The organism is Shinella kummerowiae (assembly GCF_009827055.1).
GTDB classification, from domain to species: Bacteria; Pseudomonadota; Alphaproteobacteria; order Rhizobiales; family Rhizobiaceae; genus Shinella; species Shinella kummerowiae.
Genome location: NZ_WUMK01000003.1, coordinates 134931 through 157382, shown reverse-complemented (window position 1 = coordinate 157382; position 22452 = coordinate 134931). Strand labels below are relative to the sequence as shown.

20 protein-coding genes are annotated in these 22452 nt (G+C 63.5%); 11 read left to right on the top strand and 9 right to left on the bottom strand.

Going from position 1 to position 22452, the window contains the following annotated elements; all coding sequences use genetic code 11:
* Nucleotides 1-168 precede the first annotated feature (168 nt).
* Nucleotides 169-615, top strand: coding sequence for a VOC family protein (locus GR138_RS08575; RefSeq protein WP_160858376.1), 447 nt, complete (start codon nt 169-171; stop codon nt 613-615).
* Nucleotides 616-692: 77 nt separating this feature from the next.
* Here the strand turns inward: GR138_RS08575 and GR138_RS08570 are convergent, their stop codons facing one another.
* From GR138_RS08570 to GR138_RS08555, 4 genes are read right to left on the bottom strand one after another with little or no spacing between them, the layout of a single operon-like run.
* Nucleotides 693-1811 carry an ABC transporter permease gene (locus GR138_RS08570; protein WP_160858374.1) on the bottom strand — a complete coding sequence of 373 codons (1119 nt, stop codon included), beginning with the start codon at nt 1809-1811 and terminating at the stop codon, nt 693-695.
* Nucleotides 1812-2960 carry an ABC transporter permease gene (locus tag GR138_RS08565; RefSeq protein ID WP_160858372.1) on the bottom strand — a complete coding sequence of 383 codons (1149 nt, stop codon included), beginning with the start codon at nt 2958-2960 and terminating at the stop codon, nt 1812-1814.
* Entirely contained in the window at nt 2957-4753 is a 1797-nt protein-coding gene (locus GR138_RS08560) for an ATP-binding cassette domain-containing protein (protein ID WP_246200336.1), read from the bottom strand. Before GR138_RS08560 ends, GR138_RS08565 begins: the two co-directional genes overlap by 4 nt.
* Nucleotides 4725-5726: an HlyD family secretion protein gene (locus tag GR138_RS08555; protein WP_160858370.1), complete on the bottom strand. Its 1002-nt coding sequence runs from the start codon at nt 5724-5726 to the stop codon at nt 4725-4727. Before GR138_RS08555 ends, GR138_RS08560 begins: the two co-directional genes overlap by 29 nt.
* Nucleotides 5727-5838: 112 nt before the next feature.
* On the opposite strand from GR138_RS08555, the gene GR138_RS08550 reads away from it, so the two are divergent.
* From GR138_RS08550 to GR138_RS08540, 3 genes are all read left to right on the top strand, one after another.
* Nucleotides 5839-6516 (top strand): CerR family C-terminal domain-containing protein, encoded by a 678-nt coding sequence (locus GR138_RS08550; protein ID WP_160858368.1) that lies wholly within the window; start codon nt 5839-5841, stop codon nt 6514-6516.
* 219 nt (nt 6517-6735) lie between these two features.
* Nucleotides 6736-7764, top strand: a complete 1029-nt coding sequence (locus tag GR138_RS08545; protein WP_160858366.1) for a four-carbon acid sugar kinase family protein — start codon at nt 6736-6738, stop codon at nt 7762-7764.
* Between the two features lie 3 nt (nt 7765-7767).
* Nucleotides 7768-8469, top strand: a complete 702-nt coding sequence (locus tag GR138_RS08540) for a FadR/GntR family transcriptional regulator (RefSeq protein WP_160858364.1) — start codon at nt 7768-7770, stop codon at nt 8467-8469.
* 50 nt (nt 8470-8519) lie between these two features.
* Here the strand turns inward: GR138_RS08540 and GR138_RS08535 are convergent, their stop codons facing one another.
* Genes GR138_RS08535 through GR138_RS08525 form a run of 3 tightly spaced genes read right to left on the bottom strand, consistent with a single transcriptional unit; the run spans nt 8520 to nt 11792 of the window.
* Nucleotides 8520-9638 carry an iron-containing alcohol dehydrogenase gene (locus tag GR138_RS08535; protein WP_160858362.1) on the bottom strand — a complete coding sequence of 373 codons (1119 nt, stop codon included), beginning with the start codon at nt 9636-9638 and terminating at the stop codon, nt 8520-8522.
* Between the two features lie 4 nt (nt 9639-9642).
* Nucleotides 9643-10599: a 4-hydroxythreonine-4-phosphate dehydrogenase PdxA gene (gene pdxA, locus GR138_RS08530; RefSeq protein ID WP_160858360.1), complete on the bottom strand. Its 957-nt coding sequence runs from the start codon at nt 10597-10599 to the stop codon at nt 9643-9645.
* Entirely contained in the window at nt 10596-11792 is a 1197-nt protein-coding gene (locus GR138_RS08525; protein WP_160858358.1) for a sialidase family protein, read from the bottom strand. Before GR138_RS08525 ends, pdxA begins: the two co-directional genes overlap by 4 nt.
* Before the next feature lie 233 nt (nt 11793-12025).
* On the opposite strand from GR138_RS08525, the gene GR138_RS08520 reads away from it, so the two are divergent.
* The 7 genes from GR138_RS08520 to GR138_RS08490 all read left to right on the top strand — a co-directional run bounded on the left by GR138_RS08520 (nt 12026) and on the right by GR138_RS08490 (nt 21318).
* A complete protein-coding gene (locus tag GR138_RS08520; RefSeq protein WP_160858356.1) occupies nt 12026-12898 on the top strand; it encodes a DMT family transporter in 873 nt (290 codons plus the stop codon).
* A gap of 36 nt (nt 12899-12934) precedes the next feature.
* Nucleotides 12935-14425 carry an ABC transporter substrate-binding protein gene (locus GR138_RS08515; protein WP_202402595.1) on the top strand — a complete coding sequence of 497 codons (1491 nt, stop codon included), beginning with the start codon at nt 12935-12937 and terminating at the stop codon, nt 14423-14425.
* 87 nt (nt 14426-14512) lie between these two features.
* Nucleotides 14513-15427: an ABC transporter permease gene (locus tag GR138_RS08510; protein ID WP_160858352.1), complete on the top strand. Its 915-nt coding sequence runs from the start codon at nt 14513-14515 to the stop codon at nt 15425-15427.
* A gap of 11 nt (nt 15428-15438) precedes the next feature.
* Complete coding sequence (locus tag GR138_RS08505) at nt 15439-16362, top strand: ABC transporter permease (RefSeq protein WP_160858350.1); 924 nt, start codon at nt 15439-15441, stop codon at nt 16360-16362.
* Nucleotides 16355-17974, top strand: coding sequence for an ABC transporter ATP-binding protein (locus tag GR138_RS08500; protein ID WP_160858348.1), 1620 nt, complete (start codon nt 16355-16357; stop codon nt 17972-17974). Before GR138_RS08505 ends, GR138_RS08500 begins: the two co-directional genes overlap by 8 nt.
* Before the next feature lie 29 nt (nt 17975-18003).
* Nucleotides 18004-18885, top strand: coding sequence for a dihydrodipicolinate synthase family protein (locus tag GR138_RS08495; RefSeq protein ID WP_160858346.1), 882 nt, complete (start codon nt 18004-18006; stop codon nt 18883-18885).
* Between the two features lie 189 nt (nt 18886-19074).
* Nucleotides 19075-21318, top strand: a complete 2244-nt coding sequence (locus GR138_RS08490) for a methyl-accepting chemotaxis protein (protein WP_160858344.1) — start codon at nt 19075-19077, stop codon at nt 21316-21318.
* A 141-nt stretch (nt 21319-21459) separates the two neighbouring features.
* On the opposite strand, the gene GR138_RS08485 is transcribed toward GR138_RS08490, so the two are convergent.
* Together GR138_RS08485 and GR138_RS08480 are read right to left on the bottom strand one after the other, a co-directional pair.
* Entirely contained in the window at nt 21460-21714 is a 255-nt protein-coding gene (locus GR138_RS08485) for a hypothetical protein (protein ID WP_160858342.1), read from the bottom strand.
* 10 nt (nt 21715-21724) lie between these two features.
* On the bottom strand, nt 21725-22423 hold the full coding sequence (locus GR138_RS08480) for a hypothetical protein (RefSeq protein ID WP_160858340.1): 699 nt from the start codon (nt 22421-22423) through the stop codon (nt 21725-21727).
* Between the last annotated feature and the right edge of the window lie 29 nt (nt 22424-22452).

Here is a 22452-nt window from a genome sequence, read left to right as displayed (position 1 = left end):
AGAAGGGGCTGATGCCGCAAGCGTTTCCACTGCGATCGCGCCTGAAGCGAACGGCAGCGTTGGCGAAGGTTCGGCCGTCCACAGGTTGACTCGGAGAGCTATTTACGTTGATATCAATTCATTCGCGGTCATCGGCCAGCGAGGGAGAACAACAACGAGGAGCCGACCATGAAGATCGTGACGAGTCTGAGTTTCCAAGGCCAGTGCCGTGAGGCATTCGAATTCTACGCCAAGGTGCTTGGCGGCAAGATCACCGCCGCGATGCCCTATGGCGATGCGCCGCCGGACATGCCGATCAGCGATGCGAAATACAAGGACTGGCTGATGCATTGCTGGCTGGACGTCGGCGATCAGGCGCTGATGGGCGCCGACATGGATGTCGCCTGGGCGCCGAATGTCGACAAGCCCAAGAACGGTTTCGACGTGACCCTGCATACGACCGACAAGGACGAAGGCAAACGCTGGTTCGACCAGCTCTCCGAAGGCGGCAAGCAGATCATGCCATTCGCGGAAACATTCTGGTCCCCGGGTTTCGGCTCGCTCGTCGACAAATTCGGCGTGCCATGGATGATCAACAGCATCCCCTCGGCCGACTGGAAGCCGTCGCAGGGCTGATTCACGGAAATTTGCGATTTTGCCTTTCGAACGGGGACTGCCGGCGGCAGTCCCCGATTGTATTTGAGCGGGGCTGGCTAGTTCAGCCGGTGCTTGAACATCCAGGCGGCGATCGGCATCGTCACCGCCGCGATGACGACGAGCGCCAGCATGTCGGGCAGGAGTTCGGCGAACTGGCCCCCTTCGAGATAGACCGTGCGGGTGATGCGGATGGCATAGGTGAGCGGATTGATCATCGTCAGGTATTGCAGGGCGGTGGGCATGTTGTCGGTTGGCGACACAAGGCCCGAAAGCAGCATGAACGGCATGAGGAAGACGAAACACAGGATCATTGCCTGCTGCATGTTTCCCGCAAGCGAAGAGAGGAACAGACCGAAACCGATGGCGGCGGCGAGGAAGAGGGCCAGGCCGGCATAGAGTGTCAAAACGGATCCGGCGAAGGGAATCCGGAACCAGAAGAGCGCCACCAGCAGGATCGCCGAGGCCTGGGTGATGCCGACGATCATCGAGGGCACGGCCTTGCCGATCATGATTTCCGTCGGCGTGAAGGGGGCGACCAGAAGCTGGTCGAACGTGCCTTCCTCCCGTTCGCGCGCCACGGACATCGCGGTCAGCATCATCGTCATCATCATGGTGATGGTGCCGATGAGCGACGGGACCATGCTCCAGCGGGTTTCGAGTTGCGGGTTGAACCAGGCGCGTGTCGAAACCTTGACGGCCGCGCCCTTGGCGCCGGTTTCCGCTTGTCGTGCGGCAGCGAAATCGCTGATGATCGAGCTGGCATAACCCTGGGCAATGCCACTGGTGTTGGAGTTCCGGCCATCGGCAATCACCTGAACAGGGGCAGGCGCCCCGGCTTGAAGGTCACGTTCGAAGCGCGGTCCAATCACCACGATCACCATGACGCGGCCGGCATCGAGAAGCGGTGCGGCCTGTTCCGTCTGCGTGAATGTGCCCTGCCGCTGGAAAAGGCCGGAGCCTTCGAGCTTGGCGACGAGGGCGATCGACGCGGTGCTGCGGTCCTGATCCACCAGCACATAGGGCACACTGTTGAGGTCGTAAGTGGCCGCATAGCCGAAGATCAGGCATTGCAGGATCGGCGGCACGACGAGGCTGGCCCGGCTTTTCGGATCCTTCAGGATGACGAGAAGCTCCTTGCGGATGAGCGTGAGGATACGAAGAAGGGAGGCCAGCATCTAGGCGATCCTCTTGCGGGTGAGGCGTGCGGCAAGCGTCAGGAGCGCGATCGCCATGCCGGCGAGAACGGCGGCATTGGGCAGGATGACGCTCCAGTTGTTGCCCGAAAGAAAGAGCGTCTGCAGCAGCGTCACGAAGTAGCGCGCCGGAAACACATAGGTGATCACCTGGACGGCAAAGGGCATGCTGCGCGGATCGTACATGAAACCGGAGAGCATCATCGCCGGCAGGAAGGTGAGCAGAACCGTCATCTGGCTCGCGACGAACTGGCTCTTGGTCGCCGACGAGATCACCAGGCCAAGGCCGAGGGCGACGAGCAGGTAGAGCATCGACACGACGGTCAGGATGACGAGCGACCCGCGCAGCGGCACACCGAACAAAAGCTTGCTGCCGACAACGCAGAGCGCAAGGCCGACAAGGCCGAGCAGGAAATAGGGTACGGTTTTGCCGAGAAGGATTTCGCTCGAGCGGACCGGCGTCACGAACAGCGCCTCGAACGTGCCGCGCTCCCATTCCCGCGCCATAACCAGGGCCGTCAGGAGGGCACCGATCAGGGTCATTACCAGAACGATCAGCCCCGGCACGAGAAAGTAGCTGCTGTCATTGGCTTCGTTGAACCAGAGCCGGGGCTCGATGACGATGCCGCAGTTCGCCGCGTTGCCGGTGCGCGCCGCCTCCTTTGCCGCCCAGGTGCCGACAGCCCCCTGCGCATAGCCGAGGGAGATGCGTGCGGTGTTGGCATCGGCGCCGTTGATGATCAACTGCACCTCCGCCGCGCCGAGATCGATGCTGCGGGCGAAATCGGTGGGGATGCGCACGATGGCACGCACGTCCGCGGCCATCAGCATCCTTTCGGCCTCGTTCATCGTGTGGACGGCACGCGTGGAAAAATAAGGCGAGAGGTCGAAGGCGGCGGCGACGCCGCGCGCCTCGGCGGAATTGTCCTCCATCAGGACCGCGACGGGCACATTCTTGACGTCCAGATTGATGCCGTAGCCGAACAGGATGAGCAGCGTGACAGGCATGACGATGCCGATCGTGATGCTGCTGATGTCGCGCAGGAGTTGCCGCGTTTCCTTGCGGATCAGGGCACGGACCCGGCGCAGCGATGCGGCAAGGCCGCCGGTCTGGTCGGCCCTTTCGGTCACGCGGCCTTCTCCGTTCGCTTTAGCCGCTCCCGCTCGACGATTGCGATGAAGGCCTCCTCCATGGACGGGGCGGTTTCGTCCGACATCGCAGCCTGCTGGCGGATTTCGAGAGGCGTTCCCTCCGCAAGGTTTTTGCCGGCATCGAGGATGATGATCCGGTCGCAATATTCCGCCTCGTCCATGAAATGGGTGGTCACGATGACAGTGACGCCCTGTTCCGAAAGTGCGGTGATCCGGCCCCAGAACTGTCGCCGGGCGATCGGGTCGGCGCCGCTCGTCGCCTCGTCGAGGAAAAGGATATCCGGTTCATGCAGAAGGGCTGCGGCAAGGGCGAGCCGCTGCTTGAAGCCGCCCGGGAGCTGGCCGCTCGGCAGATCGGAGAGGTTTTCCAGCGCGAAGTCGTTCTTCAGCGCGCGGATCCTGTCTTTCTTGCCGCTGCCGCGCAGGCCATAGGCGCTGGCGAAGAATTCCAGGTTCTCGTCGACCGTCAGTTGGCCGTAGAGCGAGAATTTCTGCGCGACATAGCCGAGGCGTGCGCGGGCCTTCGCGCCCGCCCGCAGAAGGTCGGCACCCGCGACTTTCAGCGTACCGCCAGTCGCCGGCAGCAGGCCGCAGAGCATGCGGAAGGTCGTGCTTTTGCCGGCGCCATTGGGTCCGAGAAGTCCGTAGACCTCGCCGCGGCGGACACTGAAGCTGACATGGTCGACGGCGGTGAAATCGCCGAACATGCGCACAAGATCATGCACCTCGACGACGGTCTCGCCATGCGGACCGCTTCCACCCGCCACAATCGTCCCGTGACTGACGCGCGCTCTCTCCTCCGCGACGCTGTCGAACAGCATCATGAACGCGTCCTCGAAGCGAGGCTCCACCGGTTCCGTGTCGAGCGAAAGCCCCGCTATCTCCAGGGCGGTGTCCAGTTGACCGGGCTGGCGCACCACCCGCACCCGTCCGGCCTCCGGCACGGCATCGACGATGCCGGGCAAAGCGAACAGGCGGGCCTGTAGGGAGCGGGCGGGCAGGCCTTGCGGGCCCTTGACGAGGAAGCAGCAACCCTCCGCCTTTGCGGTGATTTCTGCCGGCGGCCCTTCGGCGAGAATCTTGCCCGCATGCATCAGCACCGCATGAGCGCAGCGTTCCGCCTCATCGAGATAGGAGGTGGCGACGAGCACCGACAGCCCATCCTCGCGGATCAGCTTGAAGACGATCTCCCACAATTCGCGCCGTGACAGCGGGTCGACGCCGACCGTCGGCTCATCGAGCAGCAGCAATTCGGGCGCGCGCACCAGCGTACAGGCGAGGCCGAGTTTTTGCTTCATGCCACCCGAGAGTTTCCCGGCGGGCCGCTGCTTGAAGCGCCCAAGCTGTGTCATCTCAAACAGGCGCGGGTAGATTTCCGCGCGCCGCGCCCCGGTGACGCCGTGCAGATCGGCATAGAGATCGAGATTTTCCTGCACGCTCAGGTCCTCATAGAGGCCGAAGCGCTGCGGCATGTAGCCGATCCGGTCCTGAACGGCCTGCGGCTCGGCGCTGACATCGAGCCCGACGACCTCCAGGCTGCCGGAATCCGGGGCGACCAGTCCGCTCGCCAGACGGAGAAGGGTGGTTTTGCCGGCGCCGTCCGGGCCGACAAGGGCCGTCAGCGCACCTTTGCGCACTTCCAGCGAAATGCCGGCCAGCGCCTCGACGGCCTCTCCGGTATCGCGGCGGAAGGTCTTGCGCAGGTCCCGCGCGACGAGGGTGAGCGGGCGGTCCTCCATGGTCTCACCCACCCGCTTTCTGCGGCGCGTCATCGAGATGCGGCCGCACGGTCGCCGGCATGCCGAGGCGCAGCACATTGTCAGGATCGTCAACAAAGACGCGGACTTCGAACACGAGGCTGGTGCGCAATTCCTCGGTCTGCACCGTCTTCGGGGTGAATTCGGCGACCGACGAGATGAAGCCGATCCAGCCCGGGATCGCCCGGCCGGGTAGGGAGTCGACGCGAACCTCCGCCTTCATCCCCGGACGGATGTGTCCGAGCTGTGCTTCGGAAATATAGGCGCGCACCCACTTCGGGCTGATGGTCACAAGAGAAAAGGCAGCGCGTGTCGGCGACGCCATCTCGCCGGGCTCGATCAGCCGGGAACGGACGACGGCATCGACCGGCGCCCGGAGGTCGGCATCGGCAAGCTGTGCGCGCAGAAGGGCAGCCTGTGCCTCGGCTGCACGCAATTGAGCATCGGCCTCCCGGATTTCCTCGATCCGTGTCCCGGCAACGAGAAGGTCCAGCGCCTTGCGGGTGGCAACGACCTTGGCATCCGCCACGGCCGCGGCCGACCGGGCATTGTCGAGCGTCTGCTGGCTGGCGGCGGCGCGGGGAACGAGCGCGCTCTGTCGCTCGAATTGCAGGCGCGCATTGGCGGCTTCTGCCTCAGCGGCCACGAGATTGGCGCGCGCCTGGGCGATTTCCTCCGGTCGGCTGCCGTTTTTCAGACGCGCCAGGCTCGCCTGCTGGGCATCCACCTGGGCCATCGCCTGGTCGATCTGCGGCAGGATGCGGCTGGTGTCCAGCCGGGCGATAACCTGGCCCTGTTTGATCTGTTCACCCTCTTCGACAAGCACCTCGGCCACCGGCCCATTGCCGTTGAAGGCGAGGGTAACCTGCCGGAAGTCTATGTTTCCATAGAGCGCAAGCTCGGCCGGCGCTTGCGCATGTTGCCGATACCACCAGGCGCTTGCTGCGGCGATCGCCAGAAGGAGAGCGATGACGATGATGCGTTTCATTCGATTCCGATCCCCAAAATTGCGCCCGTAAATCCGGCTTCGGGCCAGTCGAGAGGGTTGTCAAATTCCAATTTTAAATCTAGATTTGAATTCAGTCAATGAGGAAGCGGACATGGCGAGAGGTTCAAGGCGGTCGCCGACCGCTGGTGGACGGCCCGATGGGGCCGCGACGCGGACAGGCCTGCTCGAAGCGGCGGGCGCGGTTTTTGCGGAATCCGGCTTTGATCGGGCGACGGCGAAAGAGATCGCTCATCGCGCCGGCGCGAATGCCGCGGCCATCAACTACCATTTCGGCGGCATCGAACCGCTCTACGCGGACGTGCTGGCCGAAGCGCACCGTCGGCTCGTCAACTATCAGGTTCTCGCCCGGGCGGTCTCCGCCGACCAGGATCCGAAGGACCGGCTGCGACGGCTGATCGGCCTTCTGGTCGGCGTGGTGCGTTCAGAAAGCAGCACGTCATGGCCGGCCAAGGTCGTCGTGCGCGAACTGATCGCGCCAACGCCCCATTTCGAAAAGCTTCGCCGTGAGGAACTGGAGCCGAAGAGGGCGCTGGTTTTCAGCGTCATTTCCCAGATCATGGGCGTAGCGCCGGATCATCCACTCGTCGCCCAGGTCGCCCTTTCTATCATGGCGCCCTGTTTCATGCTGCTGATCGCCGAGAAACGCGTTACCGAGGTGCTGACCCCGCTCGACCGCGCACGCCTCAGTAACGAGGCGCTGGCAGACAGGCTGGCGAACTTCACCCTGGGGGGCATCGCCCAGTTGATGGCGATGGAGCTGGGCACGTAGGCGCGGTGTACCGGAAGGCCGCTGACGGGCGCGACTGCTCTCCGCCAGCGTGGATTCGGACGGCAGGAGAATGGGGTTTCTTTGTCGATGTCTCTGACCTGCTCGAGCGGAGCCGCTCGTTACGCCCCTGTCTCCAGAAAGTTTGTAACTACCTAAGAAATATCGTTGACTTTTCAATATGAAGAGGCAATTTAAAGATAACAACAATCCGAGGTTTCGATGCTGGTCATTCTCGCCGATGATCTAACGGGTGCGCTGGATACTGCCGCACCGTTCGCAGCGCGGGATATGCATGTCGAAGTGGCTCTTTCGTCTGGCGCCGTCGGGGAGGCCTTGCAAGAGGTGCCGCAGGTTCTGTCGATCAATCTCGCGTCGCGTGAAATCGGTGCGGATGCTGCGCGGGAGGAGGCAAAGCGGGCGCTCGCAACCCTGCCGGCGGAGGTGCGTCTCTTCAAGAAGGTCGATTCGCGTCTCAAGGGGCATGTCGCGGTCGAACTCGATGCCATTGTCTACCACGCGGCGCTGGTGGCGCCGGCGATCCCTGCCTTCGGTCGTATCGTCAAGGACGGTTGCGTGATGGGTTTCGGGGTGGATACGCCTATTTCCATTGCGGACAAGCTCGGGTCGCACGCGGTCCGTGCGACGATCCCTGACATTGCCAGCCAAGACGAGATGCGCCTTTGGCTGGAACGGGCGGACGAGGCGGGCATCGACCTTCTCGTCGGCGCACGTGGCCTTGCGGAAGCGCTTGCCGATAAGATGGGCGGGCAAGCCCCTGCACGTGCCGCTGAAATACCAGCGGGCCCTGGCCTTTTCGTCATCGGCTCACGCGACCCAATTACACTTGTGCAGATCGAGGCGCTGCTTGCTCGTGGTGAACTGCGCTACTTGCCGGCACCGAATGGTCGCCTTGACGGCGCGCGGGCCGATGACAGCCCTCTGACGCTTGTGCAGGCGGTGCCGGGCGGGGATGTCGTGGCTTCGGAGGCGGTTTCGCACGCCCTGGCGGAAAGCGTCTGCCCCGATCTTGTGGGCGGGGCATCGACGCTGCTGCTTTCCGGCGGCGCTACGGCGGAGGCCGTGCTCAGGAAAATGGGGATCGGGAGGTTCCGGCTGCGTGGCGAATGTCTGCCCGGGTTGGGCTTGGCGCATGCCCGAGGACATTGCATTATCGCCAAATCGGGAGGATTTGGCGGGCCGGATACATTGCGGAAAATCGCGGACCGGCTGTGCCGCAAGACGGGATGAACGATGGGACTGGAGAACGGAACAGCACGCAGAAGCCTTGGCGATCTCGTCTTCGAGCGCATGCATCGCGCCATCAAATCCGGCGCTTACAAGCCGGACGAGCGCCTGCCGACCGAGCATGACCTGGCGATCGAATTCGAGGTTTCGCGGCCGATCATCCGGGAGGCGCTGCGGCGGCTGCGCGAGCAGGGCTTCATCTATTCGCGGCGCGGCGCCGGCAGCTTCGTGCGGGCCGTCGGCATGCGTGAGCCGTTGGGTTTCGGGCAGCTAGAAAACGTCGCCGACCTTCTCAATTGCTACGAGTTCCGCCTGACCGTCGAGCCGGCGGCTGCGGCCGCCGCCGCCGAGCGCCACGATGCGGCGACGCTTGCCGCCATCCGCCAGGCCCTGGAATTGATGCGGGATGCTACCAACCGGCAGTCCCACCGGGAGGATGCGGACTTCCAGTTCCACCTCGCCATCGCCCGCGCCGCGCAGAACAGCTATTTCTTCACCGCCATGGAAGCGCTGAAGGACCACATCGCTGTCGGGATGCGGTTCCACGGCGCTTCGGTAAAGCGAGAGACCACTGGCCTCACCAGGGTCTTTGGCGAACACGAGGCGATTGCGGAAGCAATTTCGGCCCGTGATGGCGCACGGGCGCGGGAACTTATGCACCAGCACCTCACCGGCTCGCGCGAGCGGCTTTTCCAGGCATCCAAGTAGAGCGCAAAACCCCGGCAAAGCGGGGGTTTTGATGTTGGAAGCTGAGCTTCCTAGAACGCTGCCCGGTAGATGCCGAGCACGTCATCGACGCTCATGTCGATCGGATTGTTGTCCATCAGGCGGCGGTTGGCGTGCGCTTCACCCGCATAGAGGGGCAGGTCGTCCGCCGAGGCACCATGGGCGGACAGCGACATTTCTATGCCGAGATCGCGGCAGAAGCCGTGGGCGGCGGTGAGCAGATCTTCCGCGGCAAGATTTTCGCCGAGGCCGAGGGCTTCGGCGACTTCCGACGTCTTTCCTGCTGCGACCTTCTGGTTGAAGGCCAGGACGTGCGGGAAAATGATGGCGTTCGCCAGGCCATGCGGCAGGCGCAGCCGCGTGCCGAGCGGATAGGCAATGGCGTGGCCGGCGGCGGTGTTGACCGGGCCGAGGCAGATGCCGCCGTAGTACGACGCCAGCATCAAGCCCTCGCGGGCTTCGGTGTCCGTGCCGTCGCGCACCGCGCGGGCAAGGTATTTGCCGACGAGACGGAAGCCCATGCGGGCAAAACCGTCGATCATCGGGTGGGCGCGGCGATTGGTGAAGGCCTCGACGCAATGCGCCATGGCGTCGACGCCGGTCGCAGCCGTCACTGCCGATGGCACGGAATAGGTCAGTTCCGGATCGAGTACGGCGAAGTCGGCGATCAAATGCGGGCTTTCGACCGCGATCTTGCTGCCCTTGACGGGATCGGTGATGAGCGAACGGATGCCGGCCTCGGAGCCAGTGCCGGCGGTAGTAGCGACCTGGACGAGGCGCGTGCGGCGCGCGTTGACCCGGTTCGGGCCGGCGACGTCGGCGAGCGTCTGCTCGCCATCCCACAGGGCTGCAACCAGCTTCGCGACGTCGAGAACCGAGCCGCCGCCGAGGCCGACGATGAGATCCGGCCGGCTCCGGCGTGCGGCCTCGATGGCCGCATCCAGTGTCATGATATCCGGCTCGCCCGGGATCGCGTCGAACACGGTGACACGGCCGGCAAGCTTCAGGCGGTCGATGAAGCCGGCGGTGATCGGCGTTGCGATCACCAGTATTGAGCCGGCGTCGGAGGCCCAGGCGCCGACCTCGCCGATCGTGCCGGCGCCGACGGCGAGCCGGCGGGGTTGGTGGAGCGTGATGGGGGCGATGCTCATGGTGTCATCCTCGCTTGGCGGCGCCCGACACCAGCTTGCGGGCGTAGGCAATGGCGGAATTCATGTTGCCGTGGTCGGCGATACCCTTGCCGGCAATGTCGAAGGCCGTGCCGTGATCGACCGAGGTGCGATCGATCGGCAGGTCCACGGAGACGTTCACGGCGGTGTCGAAGGCGACGAGCTTGACCGGGATGTGCCCCTGGTCGTGATACTGAGCGACGACGAGATCGAAGGCGCCGGCATAGGCGCGGTAGAACAGTGTGTCGGCGGAGATCGGGCCGTAGGCGTCGATGCCTTCCGCACGCGCGGCCTGGACGGCCGGTGCGATCTGCTCGTCGTCTTCCGTGCCGAAGAGCCCATTCTCGCCGCAATGGGGGTTAATGCCGGCAACCGCGATCCTCGGTGCGGCATAGCCGGTGCGTTTCAGATGGGCATCGCCGGCGCGGATGGTCGCGAGTACCCGCTCCGTCGTCGAGCGGCGGATAGCTTCCTGCAGGGAGACATGGGTCGAGACGTGGATGACCTTCAGGCGCTCGGAGGCGAGCAACATGTAAGCGGCCTTGGAGCCCGTCAGGCTGCGCAGCATGCCGGTATGGCCGTCATAGTGGTGGCCGGCGAGGTTCAGCGCTTCCTTGTTGATCGGCGCGGTGACGATGCAGCCGATAGTTCCGGCCTCTGCATCCCGCACCGCCTTTTCGATGAAGCGGAAGGCTGCATCGCCGGCGACCGGACTGAGCTGCCCCCAGGCGAGCGGTGCGCCCTCGATGGGAAGGTCCACCACATGCGGCGCCAGGTCGACCGTGATGTCGAGGGCTTCGCGCGCAGCCTCCAGTGTCTTGAGATTGCCGTAGATGCGGATCGTCGCGCGCTCTTGCGGCGTCATGCCGGCCAGCGCCCGCACCGAAATCTCGGGGCCGACGCCGCATGGGTCGCCCATGGTGATGCCGATGATGTTGCTCATGAAAGTCTCCGTGTATCGGCGCTCTCCCAGCCGGGTGCCAGGCGGACATATTTGATCGCGCGCCGGTGATAGGTGTAGGCGAGGTGCAGGGTGCCGTCGGCTTCCGACAGTAGCCAGGGATAGGACATTTCCTTGTTTCGACCGTCGGTCGAATCGTTGGAAAGGCAGGTGCCGGGACCGTCCTCGATCAGAAGCCGGACCGGAAAGGTGTTGCCGCCGTCTTCAGACAGGCAGAGCGCGACCGGAGCGCGCGGCACGCCCCAGACCGGAGAGCAACCGCCGGCAGGATCGGCATCGGGGCGGTCGTCATTTTCGCCGAGTTCGTCATAGAGCGAAGCGCGGCGGTCGGTGGACTGGGTTGCGTTCACCGGATTGCAGATCATCGCGACGCGGCCGTCGTCAAGGCGGATTGCGGCGATGGAGGAATTGTTGTTCGGCACGTCGGTCGCCTGCGGCGTGGACCAGGAGTGCCCGCCGTCACGGCTTTCCGTCCTGTAGACGAAGTCTGCCTGGCGCCGCCGGAAGAAGGCGGCGAGATGGTCGCCTTGCAGTGAAGCCGGCGACATGTGCACGCAGCCGATGGACTGGGTGAGGTCTTTGAGTTGCCAGGTCTTTCCGCCGTCGTGCGAGACGCCAACGGCGGCGGTATCATGACTGCCATTCCATTTCTGGCCGGGACGCTGGATGCAGCGGAAGATCGGCAACAGCCACGCGCCATCAGAGCGCACCGTGAGCGGTGCGCGGACGAAACAGCCGCGAGGCAGGTCGAGATAACGCCCGGCCTCCGCCGTCAGCGCCAGCGGAACCGAAGCGTCGCGCCGGATTTCGGCTATGCGGATGCGGCATTCGTCCTGGTTGCCGGAGGGTTGCGAGGTGTGGAACAGCCAGAGCCTGCCATCAGGTGCGGTGAAGAATACCGGATTCTGCTCGGAATGCGCTGGGTCGAAGCTCAGGCGCTGCGGCGGCCCCCAGCTTGATGCCCCCTTCGGCAGCACGGAGGCGAAGATCGAGATGTCTGATTTGCCTTCCAGCGTGCCGCCAAACCAGGCGCAGGCGAGCGCGCCATCGGCAAGCAGATGCAGGAACGCGGCATGGTTCTGGATCATGGGCGACGGCAACAGCGCTTCATCACGTCCGGGCGATGTGCCTTGAAGTCGGCCATTCATGTGGCGGGCGATTTCCGCGGGGTCCATTGGCTCCTCCTGTGTGGATCTGAAAATCACCGAAATTACATAGTTGTCAAGTTTGAGAATGTTATCAAATTTGGCACGGCCGCAATAAATCTAAATTAAATAATTGAATTTAAATAGAAAATATTACAGTTGAGCTTCGATATAAATTTACATTGCAAAATAATTTGACAAACTTCAGCGAAAAGTGGATGGTCTGGGCAACCTGGCGAGAGGATGCCGGGAGGAGGATTTTCATGCCGGAAGCCGGCAATTCACAGAAGGCGACGGTGGCCGTGCTCTTTGCAGCCGGTGCAGCGATGCTCGCGGCAGCCGACGCCGTGATCGTGCGCGCCCTGCAGGGTGCCGTGCATCCCTTCGTGATAGGCTTCTTCCGTGCTTTTTTCGGCGCTGCCGTTCTCCTGCCCTTCATTCTTGTTCGTCCGACCGTGCTGCGCTCGACGTATCCGCTCCGCCAGCATGCCGTTCGCGCCGGTTTCAAGCTGCTGGCCATGGTCGCCTTCTTCGCTGCCTTCAGCTGGGGGCCGCTCGCCGATGTGACGGCGATCGCCTTCACATCGCCGATCTTCTTGGTGCTTGGCGCCGCGCTGACGCTTGGTGAGCGGCCGGGGGCGGCGATGATCGCTGCGGTCACGATCGGCTTCGTCGGCGCGCTGGTGGTTATCGGTCCGTCGGGGAAGGGTATCAGTCTTGCCATTGCGCTGGCGCTTACCGGCGCCGTGCTCCAGTCAGCCATCCAGTTGATCCTGAAATCCATGTCGAAGGGGGACCGGACAGCGACACTTGTCGTCTGGAACCTTCTGCTGACCGTACCGATTGCGTTTCTTTTCGCCCTGCCGTTCTGGACCACGCCGGGACCGCGGGAGATGGGACTGCTTGCGTTGCAGGGTGTGGTCGGCGCCGCTTGCATGGCCATGATGACCCATGCCTTTTCGCTGGCGCCCGCCACCATCGTCGCGCCCGTCGATTTCCTGCGTCTGCCGCTCGTGGCCTTGGGAGGCTTTGCGCTGTTTGGCGAACATATTGCCCTCACCACGCTTTTCGGTGGCGGGCTCATCTGCTGTGCGGCGCTGGTCGCCGCGCGATCCGGAAAAACAACATCAGCCTGAACACGATTTCACTAGGGAGGAAACGCCGTGAAGAAAATGCTTGTTCTGGGGGCTCTCATGCTGGGCTCCGCCTTGTCCCCTGCCTTTGCCGGCTCGGGACCGATCAAGATCGTGCTCGCCGAGGAGGCCGACCTGCTCGAGCCGTGCATGGCGACCCGCTCCAATATCGGCCGCGTCATCCTGCAGAATGTCAGTGAGACGCTGACCGAACTCGACGTTCGCGGCGACAAGGGCGTGATGCCACGCCTTGCTGAAAAGTGGGAGCAGAATGCCGATGGCAGCTGGCGGTTCCACCTGCGTCAGGGCGTGAAATTCTCCGACGGCACGGCGTTTGACGCGAAGGACGTCAAACACAGCTTCGAGCGCATCATGAGCGACAAGAACGCCTGCGAGTCACGCCGTTACTTCGGCGGTATGACGGTGACGCCGAGCGTCGTTGACGACTACACGATCGACTTTAAGGCCGATCCGGTCCAGCCGATCCTGCCGCTGTTGCTGTCGCTCGTCACCATCGTGCCGGAAGAGACGCCGCTGGAATTCGTGCGCGAACCCGTCGGCACCGGCCCCTACAAGCTGACCAACTGGACACCGGGCCAGCAGATCGTGCTGACCGGCCGAGACGACTACTGGGGTGCCAAGCCAGAAGTAACGGAAGCGACCTACCTGTTCCGCGCCGATCCTTCGGTTCGTGCCGCCATGGTGCAGGCCGGCGAAGCGGACCTGTCGCCCTCGATCTCGCAGCTCGACGCCACCAACCCGGCAACGGACTTCTCCTATCTCGACAGCGAAACCGTCTATCTGCGCATCGACCATAATATCGAGCCGCTGAATGACGTGCGCGTCCGCCGCGCGCTCAACATCGCGATCGACCGCCAGGCCTTCCTCGGTACACTCGTGCCGGATAGCGCATTGCTCGCAACCGCCATCGTACCGCCACCGACGCTAGGCTGGAACCCCGACGTAAAGGTCTTCCCGTATGATCCAGACGGTGCGAAGAAGCTGCTCGAGGAAGCCAAGGCCGACGGCGTCAAGGTCGACACGCCGATCACCATCATTGCGCGCTCGGCAAACTTCCCGAACGTCACCGAGATCATGGAGGCCATCCAGGCACAGCTCCAGGAGGTCGGTTTCACGGTCGAGCTGAAGTTCGTCGAGGTCGCCGAGCACGAACAGTACTATTCGAAGCCATTCAAGGAAGGCCGCGGTCCGCAGATCGTCGCCGCCATGCATGACAACTCGAAAGGCGATCCGTCGTTCTCGATGTTCTTCAAATATGCGACCGAGGGCACGCAGTCCGGCTTCTCCGACCCGAAGGTCGACGACCTGATCAAGCGCGCCTCGGCCGCCGTCGGTGAGGAACGCGCCAAGCTCTGGTCGGAAGTGATTGCCTACGTGCATGACGAGGTCGTCGCCGACGTGCTGCTGTTCCACATGGTCGGCTTCTCGCGCGTCTCCGAACGTCTGGACTTCAAGCCGACGATGGCGACCAACGGAACGCTCCAGCTTTCGGAAATCAAGATCAAGTAATCTGTCCTGGCGAACGCTCTGTTTGCCGGTCACAACAGCAATCAAGGCGGCGGGATGATCCCGCCGCCCGATTCCCCCGAGGGCGCCATGCTGAAATTCGTTCGAAAACGCGCCGTGGCCAGTCTGATCTCGCTCGTCGGACTGATCGTCATGGTCTTCTTTCTCTCGCGCTTGACGGGGGACCCGGCCGCCTTGTTCCTGCCGGTCGAGGCGTCCGCGGAGATGAAGCAGCAGTTCCGCGAACTGCATGGCTTGAACGATCCTCTGCTGGTGCAGTTCGGTCGTTATGTCGGCGATGTCATTACCGGTGATTTCGGCGAATCCCTGCGCAAGGCGCGCCCGGCGCTTGATGTCGTGCTCGAAGCCTTCGTGTGGACCCTCTGGCTTGCACTCATCACCATGACGCTCGTCACCGGTGCTGCCATCGTCGTCGGCTCGCTCGCCGCTTTCCGCGCCGGCGGATTCTTCGATCGCCTTTCCTCGGTCATCTCCCTTGTCGGCGCCTCGGTGCCCGATTTCTGGATCGCCATCGTCGCGATCGTCGTCTTTTCGGTCAATCTCGCCTGGCTGCCGACGTCCGGCACCGGCTCGCTGCTGCACTGGATCCTGCCGATCTGTGTACTCTTCATCCGCCCGTTCGGCATCATCGTGCAGGTGGTGCGCGGCTCGATGATCGGTGCGCTGTCCTCCGCCTATGTCAAGACAGCGCGCGCCAAGGGCGTCAAATCCGGGCCGATCATCTTTGTGCACGCGCTGCGCAACGCCATGCTGCCGGTCATCACCGTCATTGGCGACCAGGCGGCAAGTCTGCTCAACGGTGCGGTTATCGTCGAGACCATTTTCGGCTTTCCCGGTGTCGGCAAGCTGATGATCGATTCCATCCTGCAGCGCGACTTCAACGTGGTTCTCGCCGCGATCCTCGTCACGGCGCTGGCAATCTTCCTCATGAACCTGCTGATCGACCTTGCCTATGCATTGCTCGATCCGCGGATCCGCCACTGAGGAGCAGGGCCATGACCCTCCAGACCACCGACACCACCATCACCGAGGAACTGCCGTTTGCTCGGCGTATGTTCCGCATGCTGCTGGCCGACAAGTTCGCGCTCTGCGCGGCGATTTTCCTTATCGTCATCCTGATCCTCGCGATTATCGGGCCGAGCTGGCTGGGTGATCTCGCGACCAAGCAGAACCTGCGCGGCCGCAATGCAGCACCCTTCGACTGGCAGCGCGGCTGGGTGTGGTGGATGGGTGCGGATGCGCTCGGCCGCCCGCTGCTTGCCCGCATCGTCGTCGCCACGCAGAACACGCTGATGGTCGCCGCCGGCGCGGTCGCACTCTCGGCGGTCATCGGCACGGTTCTCGGGCTCATCGCCGGCTTCTCGTCGGCGCGTGTCAACCAGGTGATCATGCGGCTTGCCGACGTCATCATGTCCTTCCCGTCGCTGCTGATCGCGGTGATCGTGCTCTACATTCTCGGGTCGTCGATCCTCAATCTGATGCTGGTGCTGGCGATCACCCGCATTCCGGTCTATCTGCGCACCACGCGGGCGGAAGTGCTGGAAATCCGCGAGCGCATGTTCGTGCAGGCCGCCCGCGTCATGGGCGCGTCCGGCAAGCGCATTCTCTTTCGCCATATCCTGCCCGTTGTCCTGCCGACGCTGACGACGCTTGCGACACTCGACTTCGCCTATGTGATGCTGGCCGAAAGTGCACTCTCCTTCCTCGGCATCGGCATCCAGCCGCCGGAAATCACCTGGGGCCTGATGATCTCGCAGGGCCGGCAATATCTCACCAATGCCTGGTGGCTATCCTTCTGGCCCGGCCTTGCCATCATCCTCACCACCATGTCGCTGAACCTGCTGTCGAACTGGCTGCGCATCGCGCTCGACCCCGTGCAGCGCTGGCGCCTTGAAATGAAGGGCCGCACGAATGGCTGAGCATCTTCTCGAAGTCCGCAACCTGTCGGTCGAGTTCCACACGGCGGTCGGCGTGGTAAAGGCGGTGCGCAACATCTCCTACCATCTCGATCGCGGCGAGACGCTGGCCATCCTCGGCGAGAGCGGTTCGGGCAAGTCGGTCTCCTCCTCGGCGATCATGAACCTGATCGACATGCCTCCGGGCCGCATCAGTTCGGGCGAAATCCTGCTCGACGGCGTAGACCTCCTGAAAATGCCGGCGCAGCAGCGGCGCGAGGTGAACGGCCGCCGCATCGCCATGATTTTTCAGGATCCGCTGAGCCATCTCAACCCGGTCTACACCGTCGGCTGGCAGATCCGCGAGGCACTGACGACGCATGGCACGGCATCGGTGCAGGCGAGGGCCGAGGCGCTGCACCTCCTGACGCGCGTCGGCATTCCAAACCCCGAGCAGTCGCTTGACAAGTATCCTCACGAGTTTTCGGGTGGCCAGCGTCAGCGCGTGATGATCGCCATGGCGCTTGCGCTGCGCCCCGACCTTCTCATTGCCGATGAACCGACGACGGCGCTCGACGTGACCGTGCAGGCCGAGGTGCTCGCCCTGCTGGAGGAATTGCAGCAGGAGACCGGCATGGCCGTGCTCATCATCACGCATGACCTTGGCGTCGTCGCCGAGATCGCCGACCGCGTCGTCGTGATGGAGAAGGGCGTGCTGGTCGAGACTGGCACGGTGCGCGAGGTCTACAGGCACCCGCAGCATCCCTATACCAGGAAGCTGATTGCGGCAGCGCCTGGAAAGGGCGAGATGCACGCCCCCGCCGCCCGCGCCGAGCCAGTGCTTTCAGTGCGCGACGTGCGCAAGCGTTACGGTTCGTTCGAAGCGCTGAAGGGCGTGTCCTTCGATCTCATGGCAGGCGAGACGATGGCAGTCGTCGGGGAGAGCGGCTCCGGCAAGTCGACTCTTGCCCGCATTTTGCTGCGTCTCGACGAGCCGGACGCCGGCAGCGCCTTGTGGAAGGGCCGCGATCTTTTCACCATGTCCCCGGCCGAACTCTACAAGCTGCGCCGTGACTTGCAGATGGTGTTTCAGGACCCGACCCAGTCGCTCAATCCGCGCATGACCGTCTACCAGCTCATCTCCGAGGCTTGGGTCATCCATCCCGACATTCTTCCCCGGGCAAAATGGCGCGAACGCGTGGCTGAACTCCTCGTGCAGGTCGGCCTCGGACCGGAGCATATGGGGCGTTATCCGCACCAGTTCTCCGGCGGCCAGCGGCAGCGCATCGCGATTGCCCGGGCGCTCGCGCTTGAACCGCAACTCATCATTTGCGACGAAGCGGTCTCGGCCCTCGACGTCTCCGTGCAGGCGCAGGTCATCGCGCTGCTCGACAAGCTTCGCCGCGAGATGGGCATCGCCTTCATCTTCATTGCCCACGACCTGCCCGTCGTACGCGATTTTGCCGACCACGTCATGGTCATGCAGAAGGGCAATATCGTCGAACTCGGCACGGTGCGCGAGGTGTTCGACGCACCGCGGGAAAACTACACCCGTGCCCTTCTCACCGCGGGGCTCAACCCCGATCCCGACATCCAGGCCGCCCACCGCGCCGCCCGCCTTCAGAGCGCCTCGTAAGGCGCTGCCCCACGAAAAGGAAGACACCCATGACCAAACAAGCCTTCGTGGCCCTCGTGACCTGCTTCAACGAGGACGAAACGATCAACTATGAGGCGACGCGCGCCCAGGTTCGCCGGCAGGTCGAGGTCGGCAACAACATCATGTGTGCCGGCACCAACGGTGACTTCACGGCGCTGACCTTTGAGGAGAAGGTGCGCCTGACGGAAGAGGTGGTCGATGAGGTCGGCGGCCGCGTCAGGGTGATCGTCAATGCCGGCATGCCGGCGACCTTCGAAACGATAAAACTGGCCCGCGAATTCGATCGCATCGGCGTCGATGGCATCGCGGTCATCACGCCCTTCTTCATTGCCTGCACACAGGATGGCCTCATCCGTCATTTCTCGACCGTGGCGGATGCGGTGATAACGCCGGTTTACCTCTACGACATCCCGGCCCGCACGCAGAACCACATCGAAGCGGAAACCGCGCGCACACTTTCCGGCCATGGCAACATCGCCGGCATCAAGGATTCGGGAGGCGCGAAGGAGACACTGGAGGCCTATCTTCAGGTGGCGAAGGAGGTCGATGGCTTCGAGGTCTATTCCGGTCCCGACCATCTGGTGCTCTGGGCCTTGCAGAACGGCGCTGCCGGGTGCATTTCCGGTCTGGGCAACGCCATGCCGCATGTGCTTGCCGGCATCCTCAAGGGCGTCAACGCCGGAGATGTTGCCGAGGCGGAAAGGCAGCAGGCAATCTTCGCCGCCTTCCGCACGGATCTCTACGCGCTCGGTTTTGCCCCTGCCATGGTCAAGCGCGCGCTCTATCTGCAGGACGCCTCCGTCGGCGCCAGCCGCCAACCGGCTTTGCTGCCGAACGAAGAACAGGACGCCCGCATTGCCAATATTCTGCGCCAATACGGGCTGCTTTGACGATTGTTCTTCACCCCGTGGGTGCCAGTTTTCGAAGAGACTGCGCAGGCCTCTGTGAATTGTGGACGGCCGCCTGAAGCGACCGTGACTACAAGAAATGACGATGTATTTTTCGAGGCGGCAGATTTACGTAAAATTGAGTTTAATCAACCATCTCTGATGCAACTCAAGTTGCATCAAGGTGATGATATGTCTGAAATCGATATTCGGCGTCCTTTGTGGATAACGATAACCGCCTGCGGATTTGCGGCCGTCCTGTTCTCCAGCATTGCGATCGGCGGTACCGCCTGGTACCGGCAGTCCATTGCGACCAGCGACGCCTTGCAGCGCGAGGTCGCAAGTGATCTTGCGCTGATCGAGACCGACATGGCGGCGCAGCGCAAGGCAGCTTCCGCTCTGGCGCTGACGCTTGCCGCCGAGCCCGAGGTTGCCGGCCTGATCACCAGCAATGCGCGAGAGGCGATCGTTGCCCGACACGCTGCTGCCCTGCCGGCTGTCGTCAGCGACGGCGGTCTGCAGTTGATCACCTTCATCAATGCCAAGGGCGAGGCCGTCGCCCGCATCCACACGCCGGACAAATTCGGCGACGATATGAAAGGCCGCCGCAAGACCGTCGTTGAGGCTTTGTCGACCGGAAAGCTCGTGGCGGGCATCGAGCCGGGCCGCACGGCGGTCAGCATGTTCGCTTCCGCACCCGTTGTCAGCGGCGGTGAGACGGTTGGCGTCGTTGACGTCGGGACCAGCTTGACAAACGCCTATTTCGAACCCCTTGCAGCGCGCATCGGTGGCGATGTCGCGGTCCATATTGTTGCCGACGGCAAGCTGGTGAAACAGGCCTCGACGACGGATGCCGCACTGCTTTCGGAAGACGACCTTGCGGCCGCCTTTGCCGGGGAGACCATTCAGAGGCGCGTAAGTGCAGGTGACGCTACGTTCGTCGTCAAGGCCGTGCCGTTCAACAACTATTCCGGTACCAAGATCGGCATCATGGAGATCGCGTCAGACGTCAGCGCGGTCGTCAACGACGGAAAGACCGCCCTGTGGATGACGGTCGCCGGCACCGTCGTGGTCTCGCTGTTGTCCCTGCTCGGCTTCTTCCTCTTCGCCCGCGCGCTGGCCGGCACCCTCGCCCGCCTCACCGGCACGATGACGCGGCTGGCCGGGGGAGACCTCACGGCAACCGTCGAAGGTGATGCGCGCCCCGACGAGGTCGGCGCGATGGCACGCGCGGTCAAGGTTTTCAAGGACAATGGCCTCAAGGCGCGCGAACTCGAACAGCAGGCCGAAGCCCTGCGCGATCAGTCCGAGCAGCAGCGACGCATCACCGTCGAACAGGAGCGTGTGCGCGCGGAAGCGATGGGGCATGCGACCAGCGGGCTTGCTGGCGGGCTGCAGCAACTCGCGTCCGGCAATCTCGCCATTCAATTGAACCAACCGTTCTCCGAGGAATTCGAAAGCCTGCGCGACGACTTCAATCGCGCCGTGCAGCAACTGCGCGACACGATGGCCGCCGTCGCGGACGCAACGGGGTCCATCGACAGCGGCTCTCGCGAAATCAGCCAGAGCGCCGACGACCTTTCCAAGCGTACCGAGCAACAGGCCGCATCACTGGAAGAAACCGCCGCCGCCCTCGACCAGATCACGACCAATGTCGCGAACTCTTCCAAGCGCGTCGAGGAGGCCCGCACGGTCGCCATTCAGGCGAACCAGAGTGCCAGCCAGTCGGGCGAGGTGGTTGCGAAAGCCGTCGATGCGATGGGCAAGATAGAGCAGTCTTCCAACCAGATCTCCAGCATCATCGGCGTCATCGACGATATCGCCTTCCAGACCAACCTTCTGGCGCTCAATGCAGGCGTGGAAGCGGCGCGTGCGGGCGAAGCCGGCAAGGGTTTTGCCGTCGTCGCACAGGAAGTCCGCGAACTTGCGCAGCGTTCGGCGATGGCTGCGAAGGAAATCAAGGGCCTGATCAACAATTCCTCTGTCGAGGTCGAAAGCGGCGTTCATCTCGTCAGCCAGACGGGCGCGGCTCTCAAGACGATCGAAAGCTACATCGTCGCCATCAACCAGCATATGGACGCGATCACGACCTCATCCCGCGAGCAGTCGATCGGGCTGACGGAGGTAAACACGGCCGTCAACCAGATGGACCAGGTTACCCAGCAAAACGCGGCCATGGTGGAAGAAGCCAATGCCGCCGGCGCGACCCTGGCGAACGAGGCTGCGCGGCTGCGCGATGTGGTCGCGCGGTTCCAGCTGGGAAGTGGCACATCCACGGGGGCCACTGCACGCCGGGCCGTACCTGCTGCGGCCGCCGGGCATGCTGCCCCTTCGAACTCTCCCGCCCGTAGCATGGTCAACCGCATCGCCAGCGCCTTCACCGCCAGGGGTTCGGCCGCGGTCGCGATCGAAAAGGATTCCTGGGAAGAGTTCTAAATCCATCAATGGCGCCTTCCGAGACGAGAAGGCCAGGCGTGGATAGGCCGCATGGCCACTCATACGACACGCGCCGAACTCCGGATAGGTTCGGCGCGCGTCATGCTATGCGGCTTGCCCGATGTCTCTCAGTATTGAGGCCTAGGGCCTAAGGCGCGCCAGCCTTGCCCGTCGATAGGCATCCGGAATGGACAGGGCCCAGATGAAAAGGCCACCGGCGTGCCGGCCGATGAACGATTGATCCGGTGTCGTCGTCATGAAGGTGAGGATCGCGAAGAGCATGACGAAGAGGGCGAAGGTGAGCCCGCGTCGTGGCTCTCCAATCGCTACGTGACCCGCACCCGGCAAGGCGACGGCAAGGGCGAGAACGAGATAGGGATTGGGTTCTTTTCCCATTGCACAGTCCTTAACTGACGCCGACCACTGCGCGCCGTGCAGCGCTCCCCGCGAGCGACCGGAGTTCCATGGCGAGAGCAAGTGCCTGCCGTATCGTGGGCTGCGGCACGGTGTCGACGGCGAAGCGCGCTTGCCGCAGCAGGAGATGGGCCGATCGTTCGCCTTCCGCGGCCTGCATCACCACGCGGATCATGCGCGGTGTCACGACAGCCTCCTTCAACCGTGGGTCAGCGACCAGGCCAGCAAGGCCCTGCCGCAAAGGCTGCCATTGATCATTCCTGGCGTCAGCGCTGCCGCGCATGAGCATGGGAACCTGCGTCGTCGGCGGCGTCAGCCATTCGTTCAGGCCATGCACGGTCGAATAGTATTCAGACCCTGTTGGCCGCGCGAGAACGCCGATTGCCGGCCAAACTTGGGGAACGCCGTCTTGCAGCGTGACCCGCAGCCAAAGCTGCGGCAGCCGGCGCGTCACCATCGTATCGGTGACGACATCGAGCGTGACCTGGGTGCCGTCCTCCAGGACCCCACTCACCACCGGATGGTGATCGGCGGAAAGCCCGAAACGGGGCGTCTTCAGGACCGCGCCCGCTTCGTCCAGCAGCCGATGCCGCCGCGTCATCGTCTTGCGATGCTCTCTGGTCGCGAGCACAGCGATGAGTGCGCATGGGGCTAGCGAGAGGATCAGGATGAGGCCCTGGGAAAGGATCATGTCGCCCTACAGCAGGAAGTGGCAGGCGT